26 protein-coding genes are annotated in these 19,612 nt (G+C 65.0%); 4 read left to right on the plus strand and 22 right to left on the minus strand.

All coding sequences use genetic code 11. The features are described from left to right. Positions 1–12: 12 nt before the first annotated feature. Complete coding sequence (locus BGI27_RS05020) at positions 13–675, minus strand: DUF502 domain-containing protein (protein WP_223871608.1); 663 nt, start codon at positions 673–675, stop codon at positions 13–15. Further along, positions 672–1,727 (minus strand): Holliday junction branch migration DNA helicase RuvB, encoded by a 1,056-nt coding sequence (gene ruvB, locus BGI27_RS05025; protein WP_095523861.1) that lies wholly within the window; start codon positions 1,725–1,727, stop codon positions 672–674. The genes BGI27_RS05020 and ruvB overlap by 4 nt, the downstream gene beginning before the upstream one ends. Before the next feature lie 71 nt (positions 1,728–1,798). Between ruvB and BGI27_RS05030 the strand changes: the two genes are divergently transcribed. From BGI27_RS05030 to BGI27_RS05040, 3 genes are all read left to right on the plus strand, one after another. Beyond that, the gene (locus BGI27_RS05030) at positions 1,799–2,830 is read left to right on the plus strand and encodes a hypothetical protein (protein ID WP_095523805.1); all 1,032 of its coding nucleotides are present in this window, start codon (positions 1,799–1,801) and stop codon (positions 2,828–2,830) included. A 99-nt stretch (positions 2,831–2,929) separates the two neighbouring features. Beyond that, positions 2,930–3,427, plus strand: coding sequence for a LexA family protein (locus tag BGI27_RS05035; RefSeq protein ID WP_095530340.1), 498 nt, complete (start codon positions 2,930–2,932; stop codon positions 3,425–3,427). A gap of 430 nt (positions 3,428–3,857) precedes the next feature. Beyond that, complete coding sequence (locus BGI27_RS05040) at positions 3,858–4,421, plus strand: class I SAM-dependent methyltransferase (protein WP_095523807.1); 564 nt, start codon at positions 3,858–3,860, stop codon at positions 4,419–4,421. Positions 4,422–4,542: 121 nt separating this feature from the next. Here the strand turns inward: BGI27_RS05040 and BGI27_RS05045 are convergent, their stop codons facing one another. The 14 genes from BGI27_RS05045 to BGI27_RS05110 all read right to left on the minus strand — a co-directional run bounded on the left by BGI27_RS05045 (position 4,543) and on the right by BGI27_RS05110 (position 14,847). Continuing rightward, positions 4,543–5,196 carry a hypothetical protein gene (locus tag BGI27_RS05045; RefSeq protein WP_095523808.1) on the minus strand — a complete coding sequence of 218 codons (654 nt, stop codon included), beginning with the start codon at positions 5,194–5,196 and terminating at the stop codon, positions 4,543–4,545. Between the two features lie 45 nt (positions 5,197–5,241). Further along, positions 5,242–5,466 carry a hypothetical protein gene (locus BGI27_RS05050; RefSeq protein ID WP_095523809.1) on the minus strand — a complete coding sequence of 75 codons (225 nt, stop codon included), beginning with the start codon at positions 5,464–5,466 and terminating at the stop codon, positions 5,242–5,244. 138 nt (positions 5,467–5,604) lie between these two features. Beyond that, positions 5,605–6,381 (minus strand): flagellar hook-associated protein FlgL, encoded by a 777-nt coding sequence (gene flgL, locus BGI27_RS05055; protein WP_223871609.1) that lies wholly within the window; start codon positions 6,379–6,381, stop codon positions 5,605–5,607. Positions 6,382–6,430: 49 nt separating this feature from the next. After that, positions 6,431–7,186 carry a flagellar brake protein gene (locus tag BGI27_RS05060; protein ID WP_095523810.1) on the minus strand — a complete coding sequence of 252 codons (756 nt, stop codon included), beginning with the start codon at positions 7,184–7,186 and terminating at the stop codon, positions 6,431–6,433. 4 nt (positions 7,187–7,190) lie between these two features. Then, the gene (flgK, locus tag BGI27_RS05065) at positions 7,191–8,495 is read right to left on the minus strand and encodes a flagellar hook-associated protein FlgK (protein WP_095523811.1); all 1,305 of its coding nucleotides are present in this window, start codon (positions 8,493–8,495) and stop codon (positions 7,191–7,193) included. Between the two features lie 70 nt (positions 8,496–8,565). Further along, a complete protein-coding gene (locus tag BGI27_RS05070) occupies positions 8,566–8,913 on the minus strand; it encodes a rod-binding protein (protein WP_095523862.1) in 348 nt (115 codons plus the stop codon). A gap of 18 nt (positions 8,914–8,931) precedes the next feature. Next, positions 8,932–10,041 carry a flagellar basal body P-ring protein FlgI gene (locus BGI27_RS05075; protein ID WP_095523812.1) on the minus strand — a complete coding sequence of 370 codons (1,110 nt, stop codon included), beginning with the start codon at positions 10,039–10,041 and terminating at the stop codon, positions 8,932–8,934. Between the two features lie 11 nt (positions 10,042–10,052). After that, positions 10,053–10,712 carry a flagellar basal body L-ring protein FlgH gene (gene flgH, locus BGI27_RS05080; RefSeq protein WP_095523813.1) on the minus strand — a complete coding sequence of 220 codons (660 nt, stop codon included), beginning with the start codon at positions 10,710–10,712 and terminating at the stop codon, positions 10,053–10,055. Position 10,713: 1 nt separating this feature from the next. Then, positions 10,714–11,394 (minus strand): flagellar hook-basal body complex protein, encoded by a 681-nt coding sequence (locus BGI27_RS05085; protein WP_170942929.1) that lies wholly within the window; start codon positions 11,392–11,394, stop codon positions 10,714–10,716. 27 nt (positions 11,395–11,421) lie between these two features. Beyond that, complete coding sequence (locus BGI27_RS05090; protein WP_095523815.1) at positions 11,422–12,147, minus strand: flagellar basal body rod protein FlgF; 726 nt, start codon at positions 12,145–12,147, stop codon at positions 11,422–11,424. A gap of 20 nt (positions 12,148–12,167) precedes the next feature. Next, positions 12,168–13,370 carry a flagellar hook protein FlgE gene (locus BGI27_RS05095; protein ID WP_095523816.1) on the minus strand — a complete coding sequence of 401 codons (1,203 nt, stop codon included), beginning with the start codon at positions 13,368–13,370 and terminating at the stop codon, positions 12,168–12,170. Positions 13,371–13,411: 41 nt separating this feature from the next. Continuing rightward, positions 13,412–14,062, minus strand: coding sequence for a flagellar hook capping FlgD N-terminal domain-containing protein (locus BGI27_RS05100; RefSeq protein WP_095523817.1), 651 nt, complete (start codon positions 14,060–14,062; stop codon positions 13,412–13,414). Between the two features lies 1 nt (position 14,063). Beyond that, positions 14,064–14,483, minus strand: a complete 420-nt coding sequence (gene flgC, locus BGI27_RS05105; RefSeq protein ID WP_095523818.1) for a flagellar basal body rod protein FlgC — start codon at positions 14,481–14,483, stop codon at positions 14,064–14,066. A 1-nt stretch (position 14,484) separates the two neighbouring features. After that, the gene (locus tag BGI27_RS05110) at positions 14,485–14,847 is read right to left on the minus strand and encodes a flagellar basal body protein (RefSeq protein ID WP_095523819.1); all 363 of its coding nucleotides are present in this window, start codon (positions 14,845–14,847) and stop codon (positions 14,485–14,487) included. On the opposite strand from BGI27_RS05110, the gene flgA reads away from it, so the two are divergent. Then, positions 14,846–15,565, plus strand: a complete 720-nt coding sequence (flgA, locus tag BGI27_RS05115; protein ID WP_170942928.1) for a flagellar basal body P-ring formation chaperone FlgA — start codon at positions 14,846–14,848, stop codon at positions 15,563–15,565. The two genes, BGI27_RS05110 and flgA, sit on opposite strands and share 2 nt — an antisense overlap. On the opposite strand, the gene flgJ is transcribed toward flgA, so the two are convergent. From flgJ to fliA, 6 genes are read right to left on the minus strand one after another with little or no spacing between them, the layout of a single operon-like run. Further along, the gene (gene flgJ, locus BGI27_RS05120; protein ID WP_223871610.1) at positions 15,553–16,281 is read right to left on the minus strand and encodes a flagellar assembly peptidoglycan hydrolase FlgJ; all 729 of its coding nucleotides are present in this window, start codon (positions 16,279–16,281) and stop codon (positions 15,553–15,555) included. The two genes, flgA and flgJ, sit on opposite strands and share 13 nt — an antisense overlap. After that, a complete protein-coding gene (locus BGI27_RS05125; protein ID WP_095523821.1) occupies positions 16,268–16,702 on the minus strand; it encodes a hypothetical protein in 435 nt (144 codons plus the stop codon). The genes flgJ and BGI27_RS05125 overlap by 14 nt, the downstream gene beginning before the upstream one ends. Further along, positions 16,699–16,974 carry a flagellar biosynthesis anti-sigma factor FlgM gene (gene flgM, locus BGI27_RS05130; RefSeq protein ID WP_095523822.1) on the minus strand — a complete coding sequence of 92 codons (276 nt, stop codon included), beginning with the start codon at positions 16,972–16,974 and terminating at the stop codon, positions 16,699–16,701. Before flgM ends, BGI27_RS05125 begins: the two co-directional genes overlap by 4 nt. 27 nt (positions 16,975–17,001) lie before the next feature. Next, complete coding sequence (locus BGI27_RS05135; protein ID WP_095523823.1) at positions 17,002–18,003, minus strand: flagellar motor protein MotB; 1,002 nt, start codon at positions 18,001–18,003, stop codon at positions 17,002–17,004. Beyond that, entirely contained in the window at positions 17,996–18,889 is an 894-nt protein-coding gene (motA, locus tag BGI27_RS05140) for a flagellar motor stator protein MotA (protein ID WP_095523824.1), read from the minus strand. The genes BGI27_RS05135 and motA overlap by 8 nt, the downstream gene beginning before the upstream one ends. 23 nt (positions 18,890–18,912) lie before the next feature. Then, the gene (gene fliA, locus BGI27_RS05145; protein ID WP_095523825.1) at positions 18,913–19,611 is read right to left on the minus strand and encodes an RNA polymerase sigma factor FliA; all 699 of its coding nucleotides are present in this window, start codon (positions 19,609–19,611) and stop codon (positions 18,913–18,915) included. Between the last annotated feature and the right edge of the window lies 1 nt (position 19,612).

A 19,612-nucleotide genomic window follows, 5' to 3' on the forward strand; every position in this document is an offset into this window, starting at 1 on the left:
GATGCGTGCGGCTCAGGCTGCTGGCGACGCCGGGCGCGAAGGCGGTTGATGCAGCCCCATCGACAGGTAGATGCTGGTGAGCTGCTCCACGCCGATCTCGGCGGGCTTGACCCATTCGGCCGGCACATAGAGCAGGCCGCCGCCGACGGGGATCGGCGCCGTGGGCACCAGCACCGCGTGGTAGGCCTTGTCGCCGAACAGGATGGGCTGCGGATTGGGCATCAGCGCCAGCACGCCGGTGCCCCTCTCGCCACCGAAGAAGCACCACACCGGGCTCATCGCGGAAAGGTCGGCCTGCTGCTTGCGGTCGAACATGCCGACGAAGCGGTCGGTAACTTCGTAGAGTGGGCCGATCACGGGCAGGCGGCGCACCGAACGGTCGATCAGCGCTTCCACATGGACGCGCAGGCTGGTCTGCACCACCAATCCGAGCAGAAAGATCATGCCGGCCAGCACCAACGCGCCGAGCAGATAGGCCGTCCATTCATCCGCCACCATGTGCAGGCCGATGGCGGCGAGCATGCGCCCCGGCAGGCTCTCGGGGCCGAGGAACTGCTTGAGCAGGCCGGCCACCCAGCCCAGCAGCAGGAAGGTGAGGATCAGCGGCAACGAGGCCAGCAGGCCGGCGAGGAAGGTCTTGAGAGGCGCGGCAAGGATGCGCGGCAAGGGTTTCACGATGGATTCTCGAACAGGTCGGACGCGCCATTCCCCGGCTGTGCCAGGCCGAAATGGCGCCAGATCGCCGGCGTGGCGACACGGCCGCGCGGCGTGCGTTGCAGATAGCCCTGCTGGATCAGGTAGGGCTCGAGCACATCCTCGATGGTATCCGGCGCCTCGCCGATGGCTGCAGCCAGGTTGTCCAGGCCGACCGGACCGCCACCGAATTTCTCCAGCATCGCACCCAGCATCTTGCGGTCCATGAGGTCCAGCCCCAGGCGGTCGACATCGAGCATCGACAGCGCTGCATCCGCCACGGCCTTGCTGATGCAGCCATCGGCCTTCACTTCGGCATAATCACGGCAACGGCGCAGCAGACGGTTGGCGATACGCGGCGTGCCGCGCGAACGGCGGGCGATCTCCAGCGCGCCTTCATCCTCGATCTGCACACCGAGCAGACCGGCCGAGCGGCTGACGATGTAACCCAATTCTTCCGGCGTATAGAACTCCAGCCGCGCATTGATGCCGAAGCGGTCACGCAGCGGATTGGTGAGCATGCCGGCGCGCGTGGTGGCGCCGACCAGCGTGAAGGGCGGCAGATCCAGCTTCACCGAGCGTGCGGCTGGGCCTTCGCCGATCATGATGTCGATCTGGTAGTCCTCCAGCGCGGGGTAGAGGATTTCCTCGACCACCGGCGAGAGGCGGTGGATCTCGTCGATGAACAGCACGTCATGCGGTTCGAGGTTGGTCAGCAGGGCGGCGAGATCGCCGGCGCGCTCCAGCACCGGGCCGGATGTCTGGCGCAGGTTCACGCCCATCTCCGCGGCGATGATGTGCGCCAGCGTGGTCTTGCCCAGGCCGGGCGGGCCGAACAGCAGCACGTGGTCCAGTGCCTCGCTACGCTTCCTGGCAGCATGGATGAAGATCTCCAGCTGTTCCCGGATCTTCTTCTGGCCGACATATTCGGCCAGCCGCTTGGGCCGCAGGGCACGCTCGATGGCGTCTTCCTGCGGGTTCGAGGAGGCCGCCGAAACGATGCGTGGCGCGGAAAGCTGGTCGGTCTGGATCATGCGCTGGAACATAGCACAGCGTACCCGCAAGGCGTACCCTTGCACCCTCTCGAAAAGATTGGATTTACAGAATGGGATTGCTGGACTGGTTCCGTCAGAGCACGCCAAAGCTCGACCAGACACGGGTTTCCTCCGCGCTGGTGGATGAAACCATCGATTATGTCGTCAAGGTGACCGATGCCCGCCTGCCCCTGGTGCATCACTACCGCGAGCGGCTGAGCGGCCCGGTGACACGCACGCTGGGTTATATCAACGAGCTGCGCGATCTGGTGCCGGCCGCGCATGAGGTCGGCCCTCTGTCCTGGTCGCTGGACCCGTCGATCCGCGCTTTCTTCGCGCGCTCCAAGGACATGCTCGAAACCTTTGCCAGCTGCAAGGACCTGCGCGCGCACGCCGCGCGCGCTGCCGTGGACGAGGATATCTACGCCATCCTGGCAATGGACTTCAACGAACAACGCCGCTTCGGTACCGCCATGCAGGGCAGCATGATGGTACGCGAGATCCCGCGTACCGCGTTTTCATTCAACAAGCACCGGCTGCGTCTGTTCGCCCCCGACGAAGACACCCTGCGCCGCGCCATCGCCCGCCGCCTGCTCGACGAGCTCGCGCTGATCGCGCTGGGCACCATGCAGTCCGAGCAGGAAACGCGGCGCGAGCTGGAGAACAACCGACAGTTGCTGAGTGCCCGCCTGACCACGCTGCGTCAGCGCGGCATGGGCATGGAATCCTTTCTCGGCGACGCGGGGGTGGGCGAGGGCGACGAGGAGGAATCCAGCCGCCTGCTGCGCCAGCTGGAAGAAAACGAAACACGCCTGGCCGCGATGGGCAACTCCGCCGAAGCGCTGGATCGCCAGCTCGACTATCTGGCCCAGGTGCTCGCCGAGCCGATGAACTACATCAGCCTGGAGCACCGCACCGCGCATCTGGACAGCATGAATCTGGTGGTCGATGACAAGCAGGGCGATCCCGTCGAATTCAACATCGCGAATGCCGATCGCCATCCGCCCTGGCGCCGCGCCTTCCTGCCGGTCCGCATCGACCGCGCCCTGCTCGGCGGCCCGCAGCGCAAACTACGTCTGGACAACGCCGAACGCTGGCTGTAGGCGCGGAAAGCCGGAATCCCCGTCGGCATCGGCGCCGTGCTTGACAGCGTCAGTAGCGGCTCGGATACTGTATTCATTTACAGCATCCGAGCCGTTGCCATGGATGTCCAGCTAGCACTCCCCTTCGTCAGCCTCGTCGGCGCCTCGCCGCTGACACCCCCTGAAGCCTGTGCCGAGGTGAAGCGCCCCCGGCGTGCGACGCGGCAGGCGCTACCGCCGCCACTGGCCAGCTCCGGCCAGGAAACGCCGCCGCAGGCGGGCCCGGATGACGAAGCACGACGCCTGGACGTACACGACTATCTCGTACGCAACGACGCAGCCACCTTCTTCTTCCAGGTCCGGGGCGATGCCATGGCGGCGGCGGAGATCTTCGATGGCGACATCCTGGTGGTAGACAAGGGGCTGCAGCCGCAACACGGCCATCTCGTGCTGGCCTACGTGAATGGCGAGCGCCTGGTACGCCGCCTGCACCATCGTGGCCGCAAGACTGCGCTGCAGACCGACAATCCGGAGGATGCCGAACTGGTGCCCGAGGATGGCAGCGAGTTGGTGATCTGGGGTGTGGTGACCGGCAAGTTCAGACGCTTCCAGACCTGACTCCCCAGCTGTGGCGCCATTCAGCCTCCATTCAGGCATGGCCCGCCAGAATCCTTGTCATGCCGGGGCGGTTTTGATCCGGCCTTCTGCCAAGGAGCTGAAATGAAACGCCTGATCACTCTCTGCGCCGCAATCCTCACCCTCTCGGCCCTGCCGGCCGCAGCGCAATACACCGGCCTGGGCGCTGGCCGTTCGAAACCCCTGTGAATCAAAATACGAAGGTCGAGGTCTATGGCAAATATGTGCACAAGACCTTCGGCATCAGCAAGGTGAAGGTCATGGACATGCGCATTGCCCGCTGATGCGGTTTCACCTGCAAACGCATGACTGCGTAGGGTCGCTTTGCCGTGCGACAGCACTGTCTGCAGCGCCCCGCCTTGTCCTACGCTTGAATGCAAAACCGCAGGCAGCTTCTCCGAAAGGCGAAACCATGCTCGACATGCTGCATTTCACCGGCTGTTTCGTACGATCCCCTTCGACCGTGGGCGCGCTGCTGCCGTCTTCCGGCGCGCTTGCCGACGCCATCGCACGGCGTGCACACGGGCGGCGGCAGGTGGCCGACACGCTGATCGAGCTGGGAGCAGGCACCGGCAGCATCACACGCCGGATCGACCATGGACTGTTTCGCGACTACGTGGCCTTCGAATGTAACGAGAAGCTTGCCGGCATCCTGCAGACACGCCATCCCGAGCTGCGTGTACATGCGCTGGCGGTGCCCGAGCCGGTGTCGGAATCCTATGTCGGGCGCAATTGCACCGTCATTTCCTCGATCCCCTTCCGTTCGCTGCCGGAAGACGACCGGCGCGAAGTCGCCGCTTACATCGAGCGCCTGTTGGCCGCCAACCGCAACAACACGCTGATCCAGTATTCCTACTTCCCGGCCGTCCCGTTCGTGCCCGGCAACACCGGCTTGCGCTGGCAATGCAGCGGCATCGTGCTGGCCAATCTGCCGCCAGCCTTCATCTGGGAACTGGCCCACACCGATACCGGGTAAGGCCTGCGGAAGCCTCTCCGGCTCAGACTCCGCGCAGCAGGGTATTCACGCGTTCGCGCGTCAGCCCCGTGACGGCAGGCGCCAGTTCGCGGACGGCGGTATAGGTCGCCCCCTCCGCCAACTAGGTGAAATCATCGGTCAGGATCTGTGCCTGGTCGATGCCGATCACGGTTTCATCCGTGGCGGCAAGCTGATCCAGGTTCGCCTCCGCAGCCCGGCGCGCGCGCGTCAGGCTGTCTCCCAGGCGAACGGCCTGGGTCAGTGTTTGCTGGACGCCCTCGGCATCCGCCACGCTCCAGCGCTCCGGCTGGACCGTGGTGGCGGATGCCTCCGCGCGCAGCGCACTGAAACGCCCGGTCGGGAAAAGCCGGCCTTCACCACGCACCTGGATGCCGCTCTTCACCGCATTCCAGTTGCTCTCTGCCGTCTGGAAGCCCAGTTCGCCACGATCGCTCCGGGTCGCGCGGATACCCAACGGCGCCAGTGCCTGATCCAGAGTACGCACCGTGGATTGCTCCGACTGCCCCGCTTCCAGCACCACCGGCGCCGAAGTACGCGTGCCCAGGGAAAACTGTACGGTTTCGCTGCGTGCGAGCTGCACGCTCGCGGCATCGATGCCACGCAGGGAAAAGCGCTGCTGGGCACTTCCGCCCTCGGCATAGCGCGCTGTTGCGTCCAGCCCGCCACCGGTGGCCTGCAGGCGCTGCTGCCAGGCAGTCGAAAAATCGTTCAGCTTCGCCTGGAGACGGCCCTGCTCGATCTGGCTGCCGGACAAGGCCGCACTGGCCGACTGCTTGAGCGCATCCAGACGAGGCCTGACCTAGTCGATGAACGCCAGGGTCTGCTGGGCGACGGTGGCATCACGATTGCGCGAATCATCACCACCGATCAGGCTGGCACGCAATGACGAAGCCTGCCCGATCCCGTCCACACGACTCTGCTCCGCCACGGCTGCGACAGCCGTGCCGGCCTGCACCTTGCCGGTGCTGGCCGTGATCTGCTGGGGGGCGGAAAGTGCGGGGTTACGGACGAGATCGATCTGCATCGCTCAGAGAATATCAAACAGGGAAAGCTTGCTGATCTGCGCATACGCCTTCTGCGTGGCCTGCAGCGCGGTGGAATAGCCATTCAGCTTGACGGCGGCATCGGAGTAGTCGAGCTGGCCGAGATCGATCAGGGCCTGCTAGTTGGCCACGCTGACGTTGGCGTGATTGTTGTCCATGGTCTCCAGGACGTTCTGGATGCCGCCAAGGCTGGCGATCTTGCCGCTCAGCGAATCCATCGCGGCATCGATGCCGTTGAGCATGCTGGTCAGCTGGTCGCGCACGGCGGTGTCATTGACGTTCACGTCATCGGTCTGGAGCAGCGAAATCGTGTTCTCCAGCAGGTTCAGCACCGCCGGCAGTTCTTCCACCGTCACGTTGGCGGCCTGGGTCACGCCATTGCCGACCACGACATCCTGTTTGGTGGTGTTGCCGTCAAAACTGTAGCGGGATCCCAGAGGCGCGCTTTCGTCATAGCTCACGCTGGCGGTGTCGGTCAGCGTTCCCGAAAAGAGGTAACGCCCTTCCTGATCCTTGCTGTTGGCGCTGTAGTAAAGACTGCTGAGCAGCGCTTCGAGCGATGAGGACATGGCGCTCAGATCCTCGGCGGAATTGCTGCCGTCCAGCGCCCAGACCATCAGGTCACGCGCGTCCTGCAGGTCCGAGCTCATGCTGTCCAGCGTCGTTTCATTCTGCGTCAGGCGTACCTGCAAGGCGCCGATGTTGTCGCGATACTGGGCGAGCGCGGCTTCTTCTCGATTCAGGCGCGAGAGACGCACATGGGTTACCGGATCATCCGAAGGCACCGACAGCTTCTGCCCGCTCGCCATCTTGGCGATGATGCTCTCCAGACGCGCGGAGGCGGATTGCAGGGCGGTATTCATGGTGCTGTGGTACTGCGTGCTGGCAATTCTCATAACAATCTCCGCAATTGTGCGTTCAACCCCGGCTCACGGAACGGACAGGTCATTCCGCCGCAGCCCCCATTGATCGGTTCAGGCGGGCCAGGGCTGCCTGCAGCACGGCTTCGTCATCCGCGCCCAACGCCGGAAAGGAGCACCCGATCAGGTATTGCTCACCCAGCAGATAAGTCCGCCACAAAAAACGGGAGCGGATTTCGAGATCGACCTCGATGGCGATCCCGTCGCCCAACCATAGCCTGACCTGCGGCAGGCGCCTGCCGATCACCAGCCGCCCGGCCTCTTTCGGCGAGGCTCGCAGCCCCACGCCGCCCGGCGACAAATCGACCACGCTCAATGAATACGCCCGCCCGGCAAAGCCGAAATCCGCCTGGAATGGCAGCCCGATCGGCGCGTTCTGGCGCATGTGGCGACGCCGCTGCAGCTTCACGAGACGCTGCGGCAGGGGCATCGCCATGCGGCGTGCGCTCATGCCTGGTGCCTCGGGTTGCCAGGCCGTGACGAACTGATACTTGGTGCCGCCCTGAAGGGCGACGAAAAGCTGCTCTCCCGTCGGCACGATGGGCTCGCCCACGGGGTCGAAGACGATCTTTCCCGCCGCGCCGTCCACCTCGCCCAGGCGCCCCAGTACATAAGACACCTGCCCGGGCGGATACAGCGTGATCGCAGCCCCCGACTCGGCCAGGCGCTGCAGATCCTGTGTGATCTGCAGCACGTCCAGCACCGTGAACGGAGAGACATCCATGTCGGCAGGAATCGGCTCTACCGCCCGTCCCACGGCTGCGGCGCTACGCAGGGCCATGGCGTCAGCCGATCAGATCCAGCGTTGCCTCGAACAACTCCGTGGCCACGGCCATGACCTTGAGGTTCGACTGGTACATCTGCTGATACTGGATCAGGTTGACCGCTTCCTCATCGCTATTGACCCCGCTGGTGGAGTTCCAGCTTTCCTCGGCCTGGTCCCGCACCGTCTGGGCCGTGCTCAGGGAGGCCTGATTCTGCTGGCTCTGCATCCCCAGCTTGCCGACCAGCTGGGTGAAGGCATCGCTGACAGTCACGGAGCCCAGCGAATCCACGTCGATCGGAGACGACTGGATGGCGATGACCGCCAGCAGGTTCTCGCTGTTGCCGGCTTCGTCCGCACTCGCCGAGAAGCCCAGCATCGAGGCTGTCAGCCCGGAGTTGATGCTGAGCATGCTGGTGACGCTGCTCTGGTTGAAGGTGAACAGGTCCACGCTCTGCTGCGTACCATCGAGGCCGTAACCGTTCGACAGCTGCTGGTTCACCGCCGCGGAGAATTCGCAGGCCATGTCGGTGATGGCCGTCATCATTGGCAGCAGCACATTCTGCTCGACGTCATCCAGCCCCCCCAGCTGCCCGCCGAGGTTACCGGTCGAGGCAATCGTGAAGCTTTCCTTGGCGAAATCGAGCTTGAGCGACACGCTGGTGGTGCCGTCAGCCTGCTCGACCACCTGCACACCGACCATGCCGGAGAGCGAGTCGATCTTGCTGTCACGCGCGTCCAGCAGGCCGGAAACGTTGGCGCCACTGGCCTGGGCCGCGGCAATCTGCTTGTTCAGGGTGGCGATGTCGGCCGTCAGCGTGTTGATCTGTGCCACCACCGTGCTGCGCTGCTGCTGAACCGCCGCGCGCTGATTGGAGAGCACCTGGTTGAGACTGTTGAAGCCCTGGGCCAATGCATCGGCGGCCGTGATCACCTGTTGGCGCAGAGGGCTGGAGGTCGGCTCCACACTGGCGGCATTGAGCGCGGCGAAGAGTGCGTCGAGTGCATCGTTGATGCTGGAAGAATCATCTCCCATCACCTGCTCGAGCTGGGTCAGATAGGTCTGCGCAACGTCATAGCGCCCCAGCTCGGATGCAGCACTCCACAACTGCATGTTCTTGTAGCCATCCGAAAATCTCAGCAGCGAAGAGACCGTGACGCCGTTGCCCGCCGCAGAGGCGCCGGTACGCGTGCTCTGTACCGAACTGAGGAGCACCCCTTGTCGCGTGTAACCATCGGTCATGACGTTGGCCACGTTCTGGCTGGTGGTGTAGAGGCCGGCCTGGGCCGCCAGGGCACCGCTCAGTGCGTTGTTGATGATGCTCATGATGGGTGGCTTTCTTCAGGGTGTGCGCCGTCACAGGCGCTTCTGATAGGGGAAGGGCGACCGCTGCGGCCTATCCCTTAACTGCGCTGGCGTCACTCGGCAGCAACTGGCGCAGGATGACGTCGGCGATGCCGAAAGCGCGCTGCCCGGCCATCACGTCGGCAAACTGTCCGTCCGCCAGGGCCAGCATCTCGCGGCTGACGCGGTTGCGGAAAATGCTGTCCTCATCCGCCATCGCTTCCGTGGTTTCGCGCATCTGCTTGAGCATGCTGGCGATGAAGAAGGATTCGAACTTCTCGGCGGCGGCTTCGGCCCGGGCGCGATAGGCCGGGTCGTCCAGCGGGCTGGCGGTCACCTGCTCCTCCGCAGACGCGCCCGATTGAGCGACCTCGGCTGACAGCGCGGAAATGTTCTTCATGGCATCTTCCTCATTCACTCAGATGACGATCAGCTCGCCATCGATGGCACCCGCCTGATCCAGCGCCTGCAGGATCGCCATGATGTCGTCCGGGCTGGCGCCGGTGCTGTTGACGGTATCGATGATGGTCTGCAGCTGCGCGCCGGGGGGCCAGGCGAACATGCGCCCGCCGCCTTGCTCGACGCTGATCTGCGATTGCGGCGTGACCACGGTCTGCCCGGTACGGGCGAACGGCGCCGGCTGGCTCACCTGCGGGTTTTCCGAAATCACCACCTTCAGCGCGCCATGGGACACGGCGGCAGCACGTACGCGCACGCCTTCGGTGATCACCACGGTACCGGTGCGCGAATTGAAGATGATCTTCGGCCGTGCGGCGCCGGCTTCCACCGACAGGCCTTCGAGGTCGGCGACGAAGGCGACGCGCTGCGTCGGATCAGCGGGAGCCAGCACCTCGACACCGGTGGCGTCGCGTGCCGAAGCAATCTCGCCGTAGCGGGCATTGATCGCCTGCACGATGTTGGTGGCAGTCTGGAAGTTCGGATGGCGCAGGCTCAGGCGCACACTGGGCGTGGCGTCGAAATCGGTCTCGATCTCGCGCTCCACCGTGGCACCGTTGGGGATGCGGCCGGACGTGGGGGAATTGATGGTCACGCTGGAACCGCTGGCACCCTGGGCGGCCACGCCGCCCACCACCAGCTGCCCCTGGGCCAGCGCATAGACTTCGCCATCCGCTGCGCGCAACGGTGTGAGCAGCAGCATGCCGCCGCGCAGGCTCTTTGCGTCACCCAGCGAGGAGACCGTGACATCGATGCTCTGCCCCTTGCGGTATCCCGGCGGGAATACCGCGCTGACCATCACCGTGGCCACGTTCTTGAGCTTCGGGTTGGCGCTCTCCGACACCTGCACGCCGAACTGCTTGAGCAGGTTGGTTACCGACTGGCCGGAAAACTTCACCTGGGTACTGTCGCCGCTGCCCTGCAGGCCGACCACCAGGCCATAACCCAGCAGCTGGTTGTCCCGCACGCCTTCGACGCTCGCCAGCTGGCGCAGGGTCTGCGCGGCACCGGCAGGCAGGGCGAGCAGCAGGAGCACGAGCGCCCAGCACGATACGGATAGACGATGTTTCATGGTCTGCTCCCTCAGAACGGCATCCACGGACTGGTGAAGAAACGCGTCAGCCAGCCGGCGCTGTTGGCGTCGTGGCCGGCGCCACGGCCGGAATAGGTGATGCGCGCATTGGCCACGCGCTGCGATGACACGCGGTTGCCGTTGTCGATGTCGCCGGCACGCACGTAACCGGAAAGGCGCACGAATTCCTCACCCTGGTTCAGGTACAGGCTCTTCTCGCCGCTCACGCGCAGCAGGCCGTTGGGCAACACCTCGTGCACCACCACGGTGATGGCGCCCTGCAAGGTGTTCTGCTGCGTGCTGGAGGAACTGCCGGCAAAGTCGCGCGAGGCATCGATGCCGACCTCGGTCTTGGCGACGTTAGTGCCGAAGATCACCGAGGGCGAGATGCCCACGCTGCCGCTCTTGCCGAACTTGGTATCGGCAGTCTTGCTGGCCTGGGTGGTTTCCGAAAGGATCACGGTGAGCAGATCGCCGGGGCGGAAGGCACGGCTGTCCGAAGTCAGCAGCCAGGGCGTGTCGGGCGTGAAGGTACCGCCCGCGCTGCCCTTGCGCACCACGGGCGGCGGCAGGTTGAGGCGCGCCCCGTCGTCGGCGGGCGGCGGCACCTCGGGCAGCACGGAGCAGCCACCCGCCAGCAGCATCGGCACGAGGACGGCAGCGCGCCACATCTCAGCGCACCGCCTGGGCGAGGGCCTGCAGCATGTTGTCCGCCGCCGAGAGCACCTTGGTGTTCATCTCGTAGGTACGCTGCGCCGCGATCATGTCGACCATCTCTTCCACCACCTGCACGTTGGAGCCTTCCAGCGCGCCCTGCTTGATCTTGCCGAGCGCATCCTCCCCGGGCACGCCTTCGGTAGGGGCGCCGCTGGCTTCGGTTTCCTGATAGAGGTTGTCGCCCAGGGCCAGCAGGCCGGCCGGATTGATGAAGCCGGCCAGCGTCAGCTGCCCCAGCTGGGTCGACGTGGTGCTGCCGGAAACCGTCACGCTGACGATGCCGTTCTCGGCGATGGTGATGTCCGTGGCATTGGCCATCTGCACCTGCAGGAAGCCGTTGCCGACGATGGCCACGTCCAGCGCCTGGCTGGTGGTCTGCAGACTGCCCGTGGTGAAGACTTTCTGGGTGCCGGCCACGCGCGTGCCGTTGCCGAGCATCACGCCGGTGGGCGAGTTGGTGGCGTCGTCGCGCTGTGCGCCGGGCTGGCGCTCGACCTGGTAGAAGAGGTCTTCGTACATCACGCGGTCGCGCTTGAAGCCAACCGTATTGACGTTCGCCAGGTTGTTGGCGATCGCCTGCAGCTTGGCGTCCTGGGCCTGCACGCCCGTCTTGCTGATCCACATTGCCGGATTCATGTTCTGCTCCTCAAACTAGGCGTGCGCTCATTCGCGCACGAGACGATTGCCTGTCTCGGCCATGGAATCGGCCGATTTGTACAGACGCATCTGGATTTCAAAATCACGGTTGAGGCTCATGGTGGCCACCATCTCTTCCACTGCCGAGACGTTGCTGCCTTCCAGATAGCCGCCACGCACGCGCACGGTCTCGTCCGCAGGCAACTCGCCACCGTTACGCGGCACCAGCAGGCCGGCGACGTTCTTGGTGAGCCCACCAGCCTCGGCAGAGACGAGCTTGAGGCGGTCGATCACCTGCATCTCCGTCTGCCCAGGCGTGAGCACCGAGACCGTACCGTCCTGCGCGATGGAAAGCCGGGTGTATTCCGGCAGCACGATGGGGCCGCCGTCACCCATGACCGGCCGGCCATTCACCGACAGCGCGCCCTCGGCATCGATATCGAGACCGCCGGCACGCGTATAGGCTTCGCCTTCGCCGTATTGCACCGCCAGCAGGCCCTTGCCGCCGATGGCCACGTCCAGCTCGCGCCCGGTTTCACGCACCACGCCTTCGCGCAGCGTGAGCGTGTCCGCCTGCAACTGGCTCATGTGACGGGCATCGTAGCCGTAGCCCTGCACCTGGCTGCTGGTGGCCAGTTCCAGATCGGCACGGAAACCCGCAGTTTCCAGGTTGGCCAGGTTGTTGGCGTGCACCTGCTGGGCCTTCAAGGCCCGTTCGGCGCCGCTCATGATGGTGTAGATCAGTGCATCCATGGCTGCTCACCCCGCACCGGTCAGATGGCCTGCATCAGCGTCTGCATCATTTCGCTTTCGGCCGAAATCACCTTGGTGTTGGCCTGGTAGTTGCGCTGTGCGGACATGAGGTCGACCAGTTGCTCGGTCATGTTGACGTTGGATTCCTCCAGCGATCCCGAAACGAGCGTGCCGGCCATGCTGGTGCCGGGTGTTGCGTACAGCGGCGTGCCCGAAGCGTTGGAGGCGGTCCAGGCGGTATCGCTGACCTGCACCAGGCCCCCCTGATTGACGAAGGTGGCCAGCGCGATGGTGCCCACCTTCTGGGTCTCGCCGTTGCTGTACTGGGCGTAGATGCCGCCATCCTCGTTGACCGCCACGCGGGTATAGGCGCCCGAGGCGTAGCCATCCGCGCTGTTGGTCGTGGTGGTGGCCGAACCCGCGTACTGGGTGATGCCGGAATAGTCGATCGCGATGCTCATCGCGGCCGCACCGGTGGGCGTGCCCAGCGCCACGGTAACACTGTCGGCCGAGGTCAGCTGACCGTTCTCGTCAAACGACATGGTTGCCGTCGTGCCCAGCTGATCGCCGTCGAATGAGTAATACACGGTGACTTCGTTGGTATCCGTCTTGACGAAATACTGGCTGACCGTGTGCTGAGCCCCCAGGGAGTCATAGACCACCGAGACGACGGAGCTGTTGTAGGTCGAGGCGTCGTCCTTGTCGAAGGCCGCAGTCTTGGTTTCCCAGTCGGCGGAGAGGTTGCCTGCGTAATCCAGCGAGGTGCTCGCCTTGGCCGGGATCTGGCCGTTGGAGACTTGCAGGTTGCCTATCGCGCCCAGTGCGGCGCCGGTGACGGGGTTGCCATTGGCATCCAGCGCCTGTTGATAGCCCTGGACCTTGTTGCCGAAGCTGTCCACCAGATAGCCGTCGGTATCCAGCGAGAAGATGCCCACCCGCGTGTAGAGCTCGGTGCCGCTGGCATCCTTCGTGACGAAGAAGCCGGTACCGCTGATGGAAACATCCAGGCTGCGTCCGGTGGTCAGGATGCCGCCATCCGTTTCCATCGACTGGGTCATCGACGAAACCTGGGTGCCGCTTGCCTGGGAGCCCGCGTAGGTCGCGGAGAAGTTCGCACGCGAAGTCTTGAAGCCATAGGACCCCGAGTTGGCGATGTTGTTGGAGATGACATCCAGCTGGGAATTGACGGAGTTGATGCCAGACAGTGCAATCGAGAAGCTCATGATGGTTTCCTTTCAAGGGTATCCGGGCAATACGGGAGAAATCAGGAAGCGTGGGCGAAGAAGCCGGTGACCACGGAAGAAGACACATCGCCGATGCCGGAGACGGACAGGATCACGCCGCTGTCGCTGATCTTGACGCCCTGCAACTGGCCGATGATGTCGACACCGGGAGAGGAATCGTTCGATGTCTTGACGCTGATGCTGTAGCTGCCGGCCGGAATGCCGAGTTCGTCCGGATCCAGCGTGAAGCTCACCGTGCCGGGCGACTGGGTGCCCAGATCCAGGCTGTATGTCTTGCCGGCGCTGTTGGTCAGCACCACGCTGGTGGCACTGCTCGAACTCGACAGGGTGAAGCTGCCCTGCACGGCGTCCTCGCCAACCTCTAGCGAGGTGGTCCGCACGCTCACGTCGGATCCCAGCTGGGAGGCCATGGCCATCACCTGCAGGCTTTCCAGCGCGGAGTTGGTTGACTCGCTCTGGCTGGCCAGGGTCTGCAGGGCCTCCATCTGCGACAGCTGGGTCAGCTGATTCACGAATTCGCTGGCATCGACCGGATCGAGCGGATCCTGATTCTGGATCTGCGCCACCAGCAGGGTGATGAACATATAGGACACGGAGCCCGACGTACTGGATGAAACCGTGCTGCTGCTCGTGGATGAGGACGTCGACGACGTCGAGGTATAGATTTCCATTTCAGCTTTCTCCCAGTCGCAGCAGCGATTGCTGCATGTTCTTGACGCGGCTCATCACCTCGACGTTGGTCTCGAAGGCACGCGAGGCCTCCAGCATGTCGGTCATCTCCGCCACGGGATTCACGTTCGGGTAGAAGACCATGCCGTCTTCATTCGCCTGCGGGTTTTCCGGCTCGTAGACCTGGCGCAACGGCTCGGTGCTCTCCACCACATCGAGCACCTGCACGCTGGCGCCGGCGAGCTGCTCGTCGTAGCCGCCGCGATACACGGTGGCGAACACCGGTTTGCGGGCGTGATAGGTCTGGTCCTCGGCGCCGGCCGCCGTCTGCGCGTTGGCGAGGTTGCTCGCCACGGTGTTCAGGCGCAGGCTCTGGGCCGTCATGGCCGAGCCGGCGATCTGCGATATCTCACGGAATGACATGTCATTGACCCTCGATGGCGCGGGCAAGGCCCTTGAGTTTCAGATTGAGGAAGGTGAGGCTGGTCTGGAAGTCAGAAGCGTTCTGCGAAAATGCGGCCTGCTCGGCGCCCAGCTCCACGGTGTTGCCATCCGCGCTGGGATGGAAGGGCACGCGGTAGAGCAATTCCGGCGTTCCGGCGCTGAGCGTGTCCAGTCCGTCACCCGCCATCGCCCGTTTCAGGCTGGCGGCGAAATCGATATCGCGCGCCTGGTAGCCAGGCGTGCTTTCGTTGGCCAGATTTGATGCGAGAATCTTCGTGCGCTCGGCGCGCAGGCTCAGCGCCTCGCCGTGCAGTCCTATCGCCTTGCTGAAATCGATGCTCATGCGCTTGCCTTTCATGAAGATGTGCTGCCTGGCCATGCTCCCGGCCATGGTGACGGGGGTTTCGGTCGCTGCTCCGAGCGGCACGGAGCTGGTGGAAAACGCCGCACGCCGCTGGCTGGAAGAACTGGCGCAGCGCCATGCCTTGCAGGAACCGCTGCTCACGCTACGCGTGGTGCCGCCGACCGGACGGACGCCGAAAACCTGTGCCACGCCACCGGAAATCTCGGCGCTGGACACGCGCCAGATCTCGCGCATGCGCTTCGCGCTGGCCTGCACCAGCGGCAACTGGCGCGAGGAATACCTGGTGCGCGGTGCGCTCAGCGCACGGGTGCTGGTCGCGGCCACGCGCATCGAAGCCAGGCGCCCGCTCACCGAAGACGACGTCAAACTGGAGCGGCGCGATCTGCCCAACCCGGCGGAAACCGTCGCCGATGTCGAGGAACTGGCCGGCCAGGCCAGCCGGCGCGCGCTGCAACCCGGCCAGGTGATCAACCGGCGGACCCTGGCACCGGCGTTGCTGGTCCGGCGCGGTGCGAACGTGCGCATCATGGCGCGCAACGGCAACATCGCCGTCGCCGCAGCCGGACAGGCGGTCGACAATGGCCACCAGGGCGAAACCATCAGCGTGCGCAACCTCACCAGCGGCAAGCTGATCCGCGCGCGGGTGGTCGGCATCGACGAGGTGGAGCCTGCGGACGCCATGCCTCAATCCCCCTGAATCTGCGCGGTGATGCGCGCGAGCTTGCCGACGTAGTCCGGGTCGGTGGCATAGCCGCCGCGCTGCAGGGCCTGGGCATACGCCCGCACGTCACCGCCGGCATTCAGCGCTTCGCGATAACGCGGGCTGCTGCTGATCAGGCGCGTGAAATCCTCGAATGCGGCGGCCGGATCGGTGTAGGCGCGGAAACTGTCGCGCTGGGACACCATGCCCGTGCCATCGAATTCCGTGGTCATGATCTCGGTGCTGTCGCCACGCCAGCTGGACCCGGCCTTGATCGAGAAAAGGTTGTTGCTGTCGCTGCCATCGGCGCGACGGATCGGCCGCGTGCCCCAGCCGGTTTCGAGCGCGGCCTGCGCGACGACGATCTCCGGCGCCACCCCCAGACGCTGCGCGGCATCGCGCGCCAGCGGCGCGATGCTGTCGACGAAACTGCGCTGCGTGGCTGACAGCTCGCCCTCCTCGCCCAGCGCGGAAGCCTCCGTTCCGCCCTGCACGCGGGCAAGCCATGCGCGGGCCTCGGCATTCAGCGAGGAAGCCGCCGGCGAACTTCCATCGCCACGCTCGATATAGCGCTGGATGTCCGCGTTGAGTTCGCGCATCAGCCCGGAGAAGCCCGTCTGTTGCGCGCCTCCGCCAGTCGAGTTGCCAGCCACCGGAGCCGATCCGGCTGCGGGCAGCAGACCCGGCGCGTCGAAGAAATCAGCGCGGAGCATAGGTTGCCTCTTCCTGGCCAAGCACCCGCTGCATGATTTCGTACTGATCCACGATCAGCTGGCAATTGCGCGTGTTGAGCGCCTTGCATTCACGGATCAGGCCGCCCAGATCCTGCCAGGCCGCCATGGCCAGCGTGCGTGGCGCGGAGGGCAGTTGTTCCAGCAGGCTCGGCACCTGCTGCTCGCACGGCAGCCGGGCCAGCTCCGGCTCCTGCTCGAGCAGGGCGACACGGTGCCGGCGGCGGCGCTCCAGCTCGGCGCAGAGCATGCCCATGTCGCTGGCGACATCCACCAGTGCGGCGGTGTCGTGCCGCAGGGCGGCCTCGAACTGCTTTTCCTGCAGCTCGCGCAGCGAGCGGTAATCCACCAGGTCCGACTGGATGCCGAACACGATGCGCTTGAGCAGATCGATGTTCTTCATGGCTTGCCTCCGTGATAGCGATCGATCAGTGCGGCGAGCTTGGCCGGATCGAAAGGCAGTTCGCCCCTGGCGAGCGCATCGCGCAGGGCCGCCACCTTGGCCTGATCGACTTCCGGCAGACCGGCCAGACTGGCCTGTGCCTGCTGCAGACCGGCCGACTGTGCCGACGTGGCCGCACCCGCGGCTGCCGTGGCGGCCGGCGCTGCGGCCTCCGTCTCGGTGCGCTGGGCGACGGCCGGTGCGGCGGGCGTCATGGCTCCTGTGATCTTCATCCGTTGACCTCGCACTTTCATGAATGGCTACTCGCTACGTGGCGCGCGCACCGCGCGCGCGTCCTCCGGCCGACGGCCGGGTTGCAGAAGATTGAACGGGGTATTGCCTTCGGACGTGGTGGTCACGCCGTCGATCAGCGTCGCCACCTCGCCCGGCATGCCGAACATGGCCGCCAGGTTCTCCGCCTGGCGCGTGCTCAGAATCATCAGTTCGATGCGCCGGTTGACCGCGGCCCGTGGATCGTCGCGGTCCAGCGGCGCGCGGTCGGCCATGCCGATGACCTGCAGCACGCTGCCTTGCGGCATGCCGCCGGCCAGCATGTTCAGCCGCGCGGCCATGGCGCGCTCGTTGGAAAGCGTCCAGTTGGAATAGGCCGAGGGGCCACGCTCGCGATAGGGCAGGGCATCGGTATGGCCGAGGATCAGCATCTGATTCTCGATCTGGCTGAACAGCGGCCCCATCTTCTGCAGCAATGCACGGAACTGCTCGCTAGGCATCGCCGAGCCGCGCGCGAACATGCCCTGCTTGTCGGTGTCATGCAGCATCACGCGCAAACCCTGCAGCGTCACTTCGGTACGCAGGTTATTGCCCAGGCCGGCGCGGTCCGTCAGGCGTTGCAGCACGCGCGCCAAGGCCTGCATGTCTTCCGGCGACTCCAGGCGGCGCTTGCCGAGCAGCAGCTCCGCATCGTCGTCGCCATTGGTGAAACGGCGGCGTGGCGACAGCGTGTCGCCCTGGGCCGGCACGGGATGACGGTCGATGAGGCTGCCGCGCGGGCCGCCGATGGTCTCGACGCGGCGCTCGGCACCTTCGTTGATGGTCTGGCCCTGCGCCATGCGCGAGACTTCCTCCATCTGCTCGGCGCTGCGCGCGGCCATGACCCAGAGCACGAGGAACAGGCACATCAACGCCAGGCAGAAGTCGGCGAACGCGACTTTCCAGGCGCTGCCATGGCCTTCATGGCCATGCTTGCGTGCGACCTTCTTGACGATGGTCTCTTCGTGCTTGTTGTCGCTGGCCTTAGCCACGCTGCCCTCCCCGCGCCGGGATCGGCTCGTCGTTCATGGCATTGATCCAGCCTTCCAGCTCCGCGAAGCTGGGCTTGATGTTCAGCTGCACCAGGCGGCGCCCGGCGTCGATCGCCAGCAGCGCAGGCTTGCCGGCCACGTGGGTGACCAGCACTACCTTCACGCATTCCAGCGCCGAGATTTCCTCCGTCACCACCTGGTTCATGACGTTGGAAATCGGATCGAGCACGCCATAGCAGAAGAAGATGCCGATGAAAGTCCCCACCATGGCCGCAGCCACGCGCTCGGCGATCTCGGCTGAATTCGCCCCCTCGCCCACGGTATTCATGGCCATCACGATGCCCAGCACGGCGGCGAGGATGCCGAAGCCAGGCATGGCTTCAGCGATCTTCTGCAGGGATTTGGCGGGCTGGGCCAGTTCCTCGTGGATGGCTTCCAGCTCCTGATCGAGCACGCCTTCGAGCTCATGCGCGTTGATCTTGCCCATGGCCATCAGGCGGAAGTTGTCGACGATGAAGTGCAGTAGCTTCGGATCCTTGAGGATCAGCGGATAACGCTGGAACAGGGGGCTTTTGTGCGGCTCCTCGACGTGCGCATCCAGCGCCTTGAGGCCGCCGGCGGCGGTCTGCAGCAGTTCATACATCAGCAACAGCAGCTGGCGCTGGTACTCCGCGCCGTTCTTGCGCATGGTGATGATCTGCTTGAGCTGCAGCCACATCTCGGCCAGTACGTGACGCGGATTTCCCAGCACCAGGGCGCCGACCGCCGCACCGCAGATGATGATCAGCTCGACGGGCTCCCAGATGACGCGCAGGATGCCGCCGCCAAGCATGAATCCACCGAACACGGTGAGCAGGACGATGACGATTCCGAGGATCTGTTGCATGGTCTGGCGTTCCTTCCTGGCACTCAGTGCGACTGCAGGCACTCGCGCATCTTGCGCAGTGCTCCCTTGTTGATCTGGCAGACACGGGCCTCGGTGAGTTCGAGTACGGCGGCGATCTCCTTGAGGCTCAGGTCGAATTCGTAATACAGCTGGATCACGCGCTGCTCGCGCTCGTCCAGCCGGCGCAGTGCCTGCTCGATGCTGCGGCGGCGCATCAGCTGGGTTTCCGGCGTCGGCTGCTCGGACGCCTGCTCGCCGAGGATCTGGATCATTTCGTCGAAACTCGCCAGCGCCTCGGCGTTCTCCGCCATCAGGTAGGCCTGGTAGGCCTCGGCGGAGAGCCCGAGATGCTGCTGGACCTCGGCCTCACCCGGCTCGTGCCCCAGGCGCCGTGCCAGATCGCGGATCGCGTCGCGCAGGCGGTGGCTTTCCTGGCGCACCGAACGTGGCCGCCAATCCTGGCGGCGCAGCTCGTCGAGGATCGCGCCGCGTACGCGCAGCTGGGCGTAGGCGCCGAACTTCTCGTCCGGCGTGCCATAGCGGCGCAGGCAATCCAGCAGCCCGAGCAACCCGATCTGCTCCATGTCCTGACGGTCGATGGCGCCGCCGGTCTGCGAGGCGAGCTGGCGGACCACGCGCTTGACCAGCGGCAGGTAGGCCAGCAGATGCTGCTGTTCCACCGCCGCTTCACAAGTCTGTGCGTAGCCCATGTTCATATCCATG

The organism is Candidatus Dactylopiibacterium carminicum (assembly GCF_014736495.1).
Lineage (GTDB): Bacteria > Pseudomonadota > Gammaproteobacteria > Burkholderiales > Rhodocyclaceae > Uliginosibacterium > Uliginosibacterium carminicum.

Bases quoted from the DNA above. Each gene is read 5' to 3' on its own strand.
- ruvB (WP_095523861.1), bottom strand. From the start codon at position 1,727: ATGATCCAGACCGACCAGCTTTCCGCGCCACGCATCGTTTCGGCGGCC.
- BGI27_RS05030 (WP_095523805.1), top strand. From the start codon at position 1,799: ATGGGATTGCTGGACTGGTTCCGTCAGAGCACGCCAAAGCTCGACCAG.
- BGI27_RS05035 (WP_095530340.1), top strand. From the start codon at position 2,930: ATGGATGTCCAGCTAGCACTCCCCTTCGTCAGCCTCGTCGGCGCCTCG.
- BGI27_RS05040 (WP_095523807.1), top strand. From the start codon at position 3,858: ATGCTCGACATGCTGCATTTCACCGGCTGTTTCGTACGATCCCCTTCG.
- BGI27_RS05050 (WP_095523809.1), bottom strand. From the start codon at position 5,466: ATGCAGATCGATCTCGTCCGTAACCCCGCACTTTCCGCCCCCCAGCAG.
- flgL (WP_223871609.1), bottom strand. From the start codon at position 6,381: ATGAGAATTGCCAGCACGCAGTACCACAGCACCATGAATACCGCCCTG.
- BGI27_RS05060 (WP_095523810.1), bottom strand. From the start codon at position 7,186: ATGGCCCTGCGTAGCGCCGCAGCCGTGGGACGGGCGGTAGAGCCGATT.
- flgK (WP_095523811.1), bottom strand. From the start codon at position 8,495: ATGAGCATCATCAACAACGCACTGAGCGGTGCCCTGGCGGCCCAGGCC.
- BGI27_RS05070 (WP_095523862.1), bottom strand. From the start codon at position 8,913: ATGAAGAACATTTCCGCGCTGTCAGCCGAGGTCGCTCAATCGGGCGCG.
- BGI27_RS05075 (WP_095523812.1), bottom strand. From the start codon at position 10,041: ATGAAACATCGTCTATCCGTATCGTGCTGGGCGCTCGTGCTCCTGCTG.
- flgH (WP_095523813.1), bottom strand. From the start codon at position 10,712: ATGTGGCGCGCTGCCGTCCTCGTGCCGATGCTGCTGGCGGGTGGCTGC.
- BGI27_RS05085 (WP_170942929.1), bottom strand. From the start codon at position 11,394: ATGAATCCGGCAATGTGGATCAGCAAGACGGGCGTGCAGGCCCAGGAC.
- BGI27_RS05090 (WP_095523815.1), bottom strand. From the start codon at position 12,147: ATGGATGCACTGATCTACACCATCATGAGCGGCGCCGAACGGGCCTTG.
- BGI27_RS05095 (WP_095523816.1), bottom strand. From the start codon at position 13,370: ATGAGCTTCTCGATTGCACTGTCTGGCATCAACTCCGTCAATTCCCAG.
- BGI27_RS05100 (WP_095523817.1), bottom strand. From the start codon at position 14,062: ATGGAAATCTATACCTCGACGTCGTCGACGTCCTCATCCACGAGCAGC.
- flgC (WP_095523818.1), bottom strand. From the start codon at position 14,483: ATGTCATTCCGTGAGATATCGCAGATCGCCGGCTCGGCCATGACGGCC.
- flgA (WP_170942928.1), top strand. From the start codon at position 14,846: ATGCGCTTGCCTTTCATGAAGATGTGCTGCCTGGCCATGCTCCCGGCC.
- BGI27_RS05110 (WP_095523819.1), bottom strand. From the start codon at position 14,847: ATGAGCATCGATTTCAGCAAGGCGATAGGACTGCACGGCGAGGCGCTG.
- flgJ (WP_223871610.1), bottom strand. From the start codon at position 16,281: ATGCTCCGCGCTGATTTCTTCGACGCGCCGGGTCTGCTGCCCGCAGCC.
- BGI27_RS05125 (WP_095523821.1), bottom strand. From the start codon at position 16,702: ATGAAGAACATCGATCTGCTCAAGCGCATCGTGTTCGGCATCCAGTCG.
- flgM (WP_095523822.1), bottom strand. From the start codon at position 16,974: ATGAAGATCACAGGAGCCATGACGCCCGCCGCACCGGCCGTCGCCCAG.
- motA (WP_095523824.1), bottom strand. From the start codon at position 18,889: ATGCAACAGATCCTCGGAATCGTCATCGTCCTGCTCACCGTGTTCGGT.
- fliA (WP_095523825.1), bottom strand. From the start codon at position 19,611: ATGGATATGAACATGGGCTACGCACAGACTTGTGAAGCGGCGGTGGAA.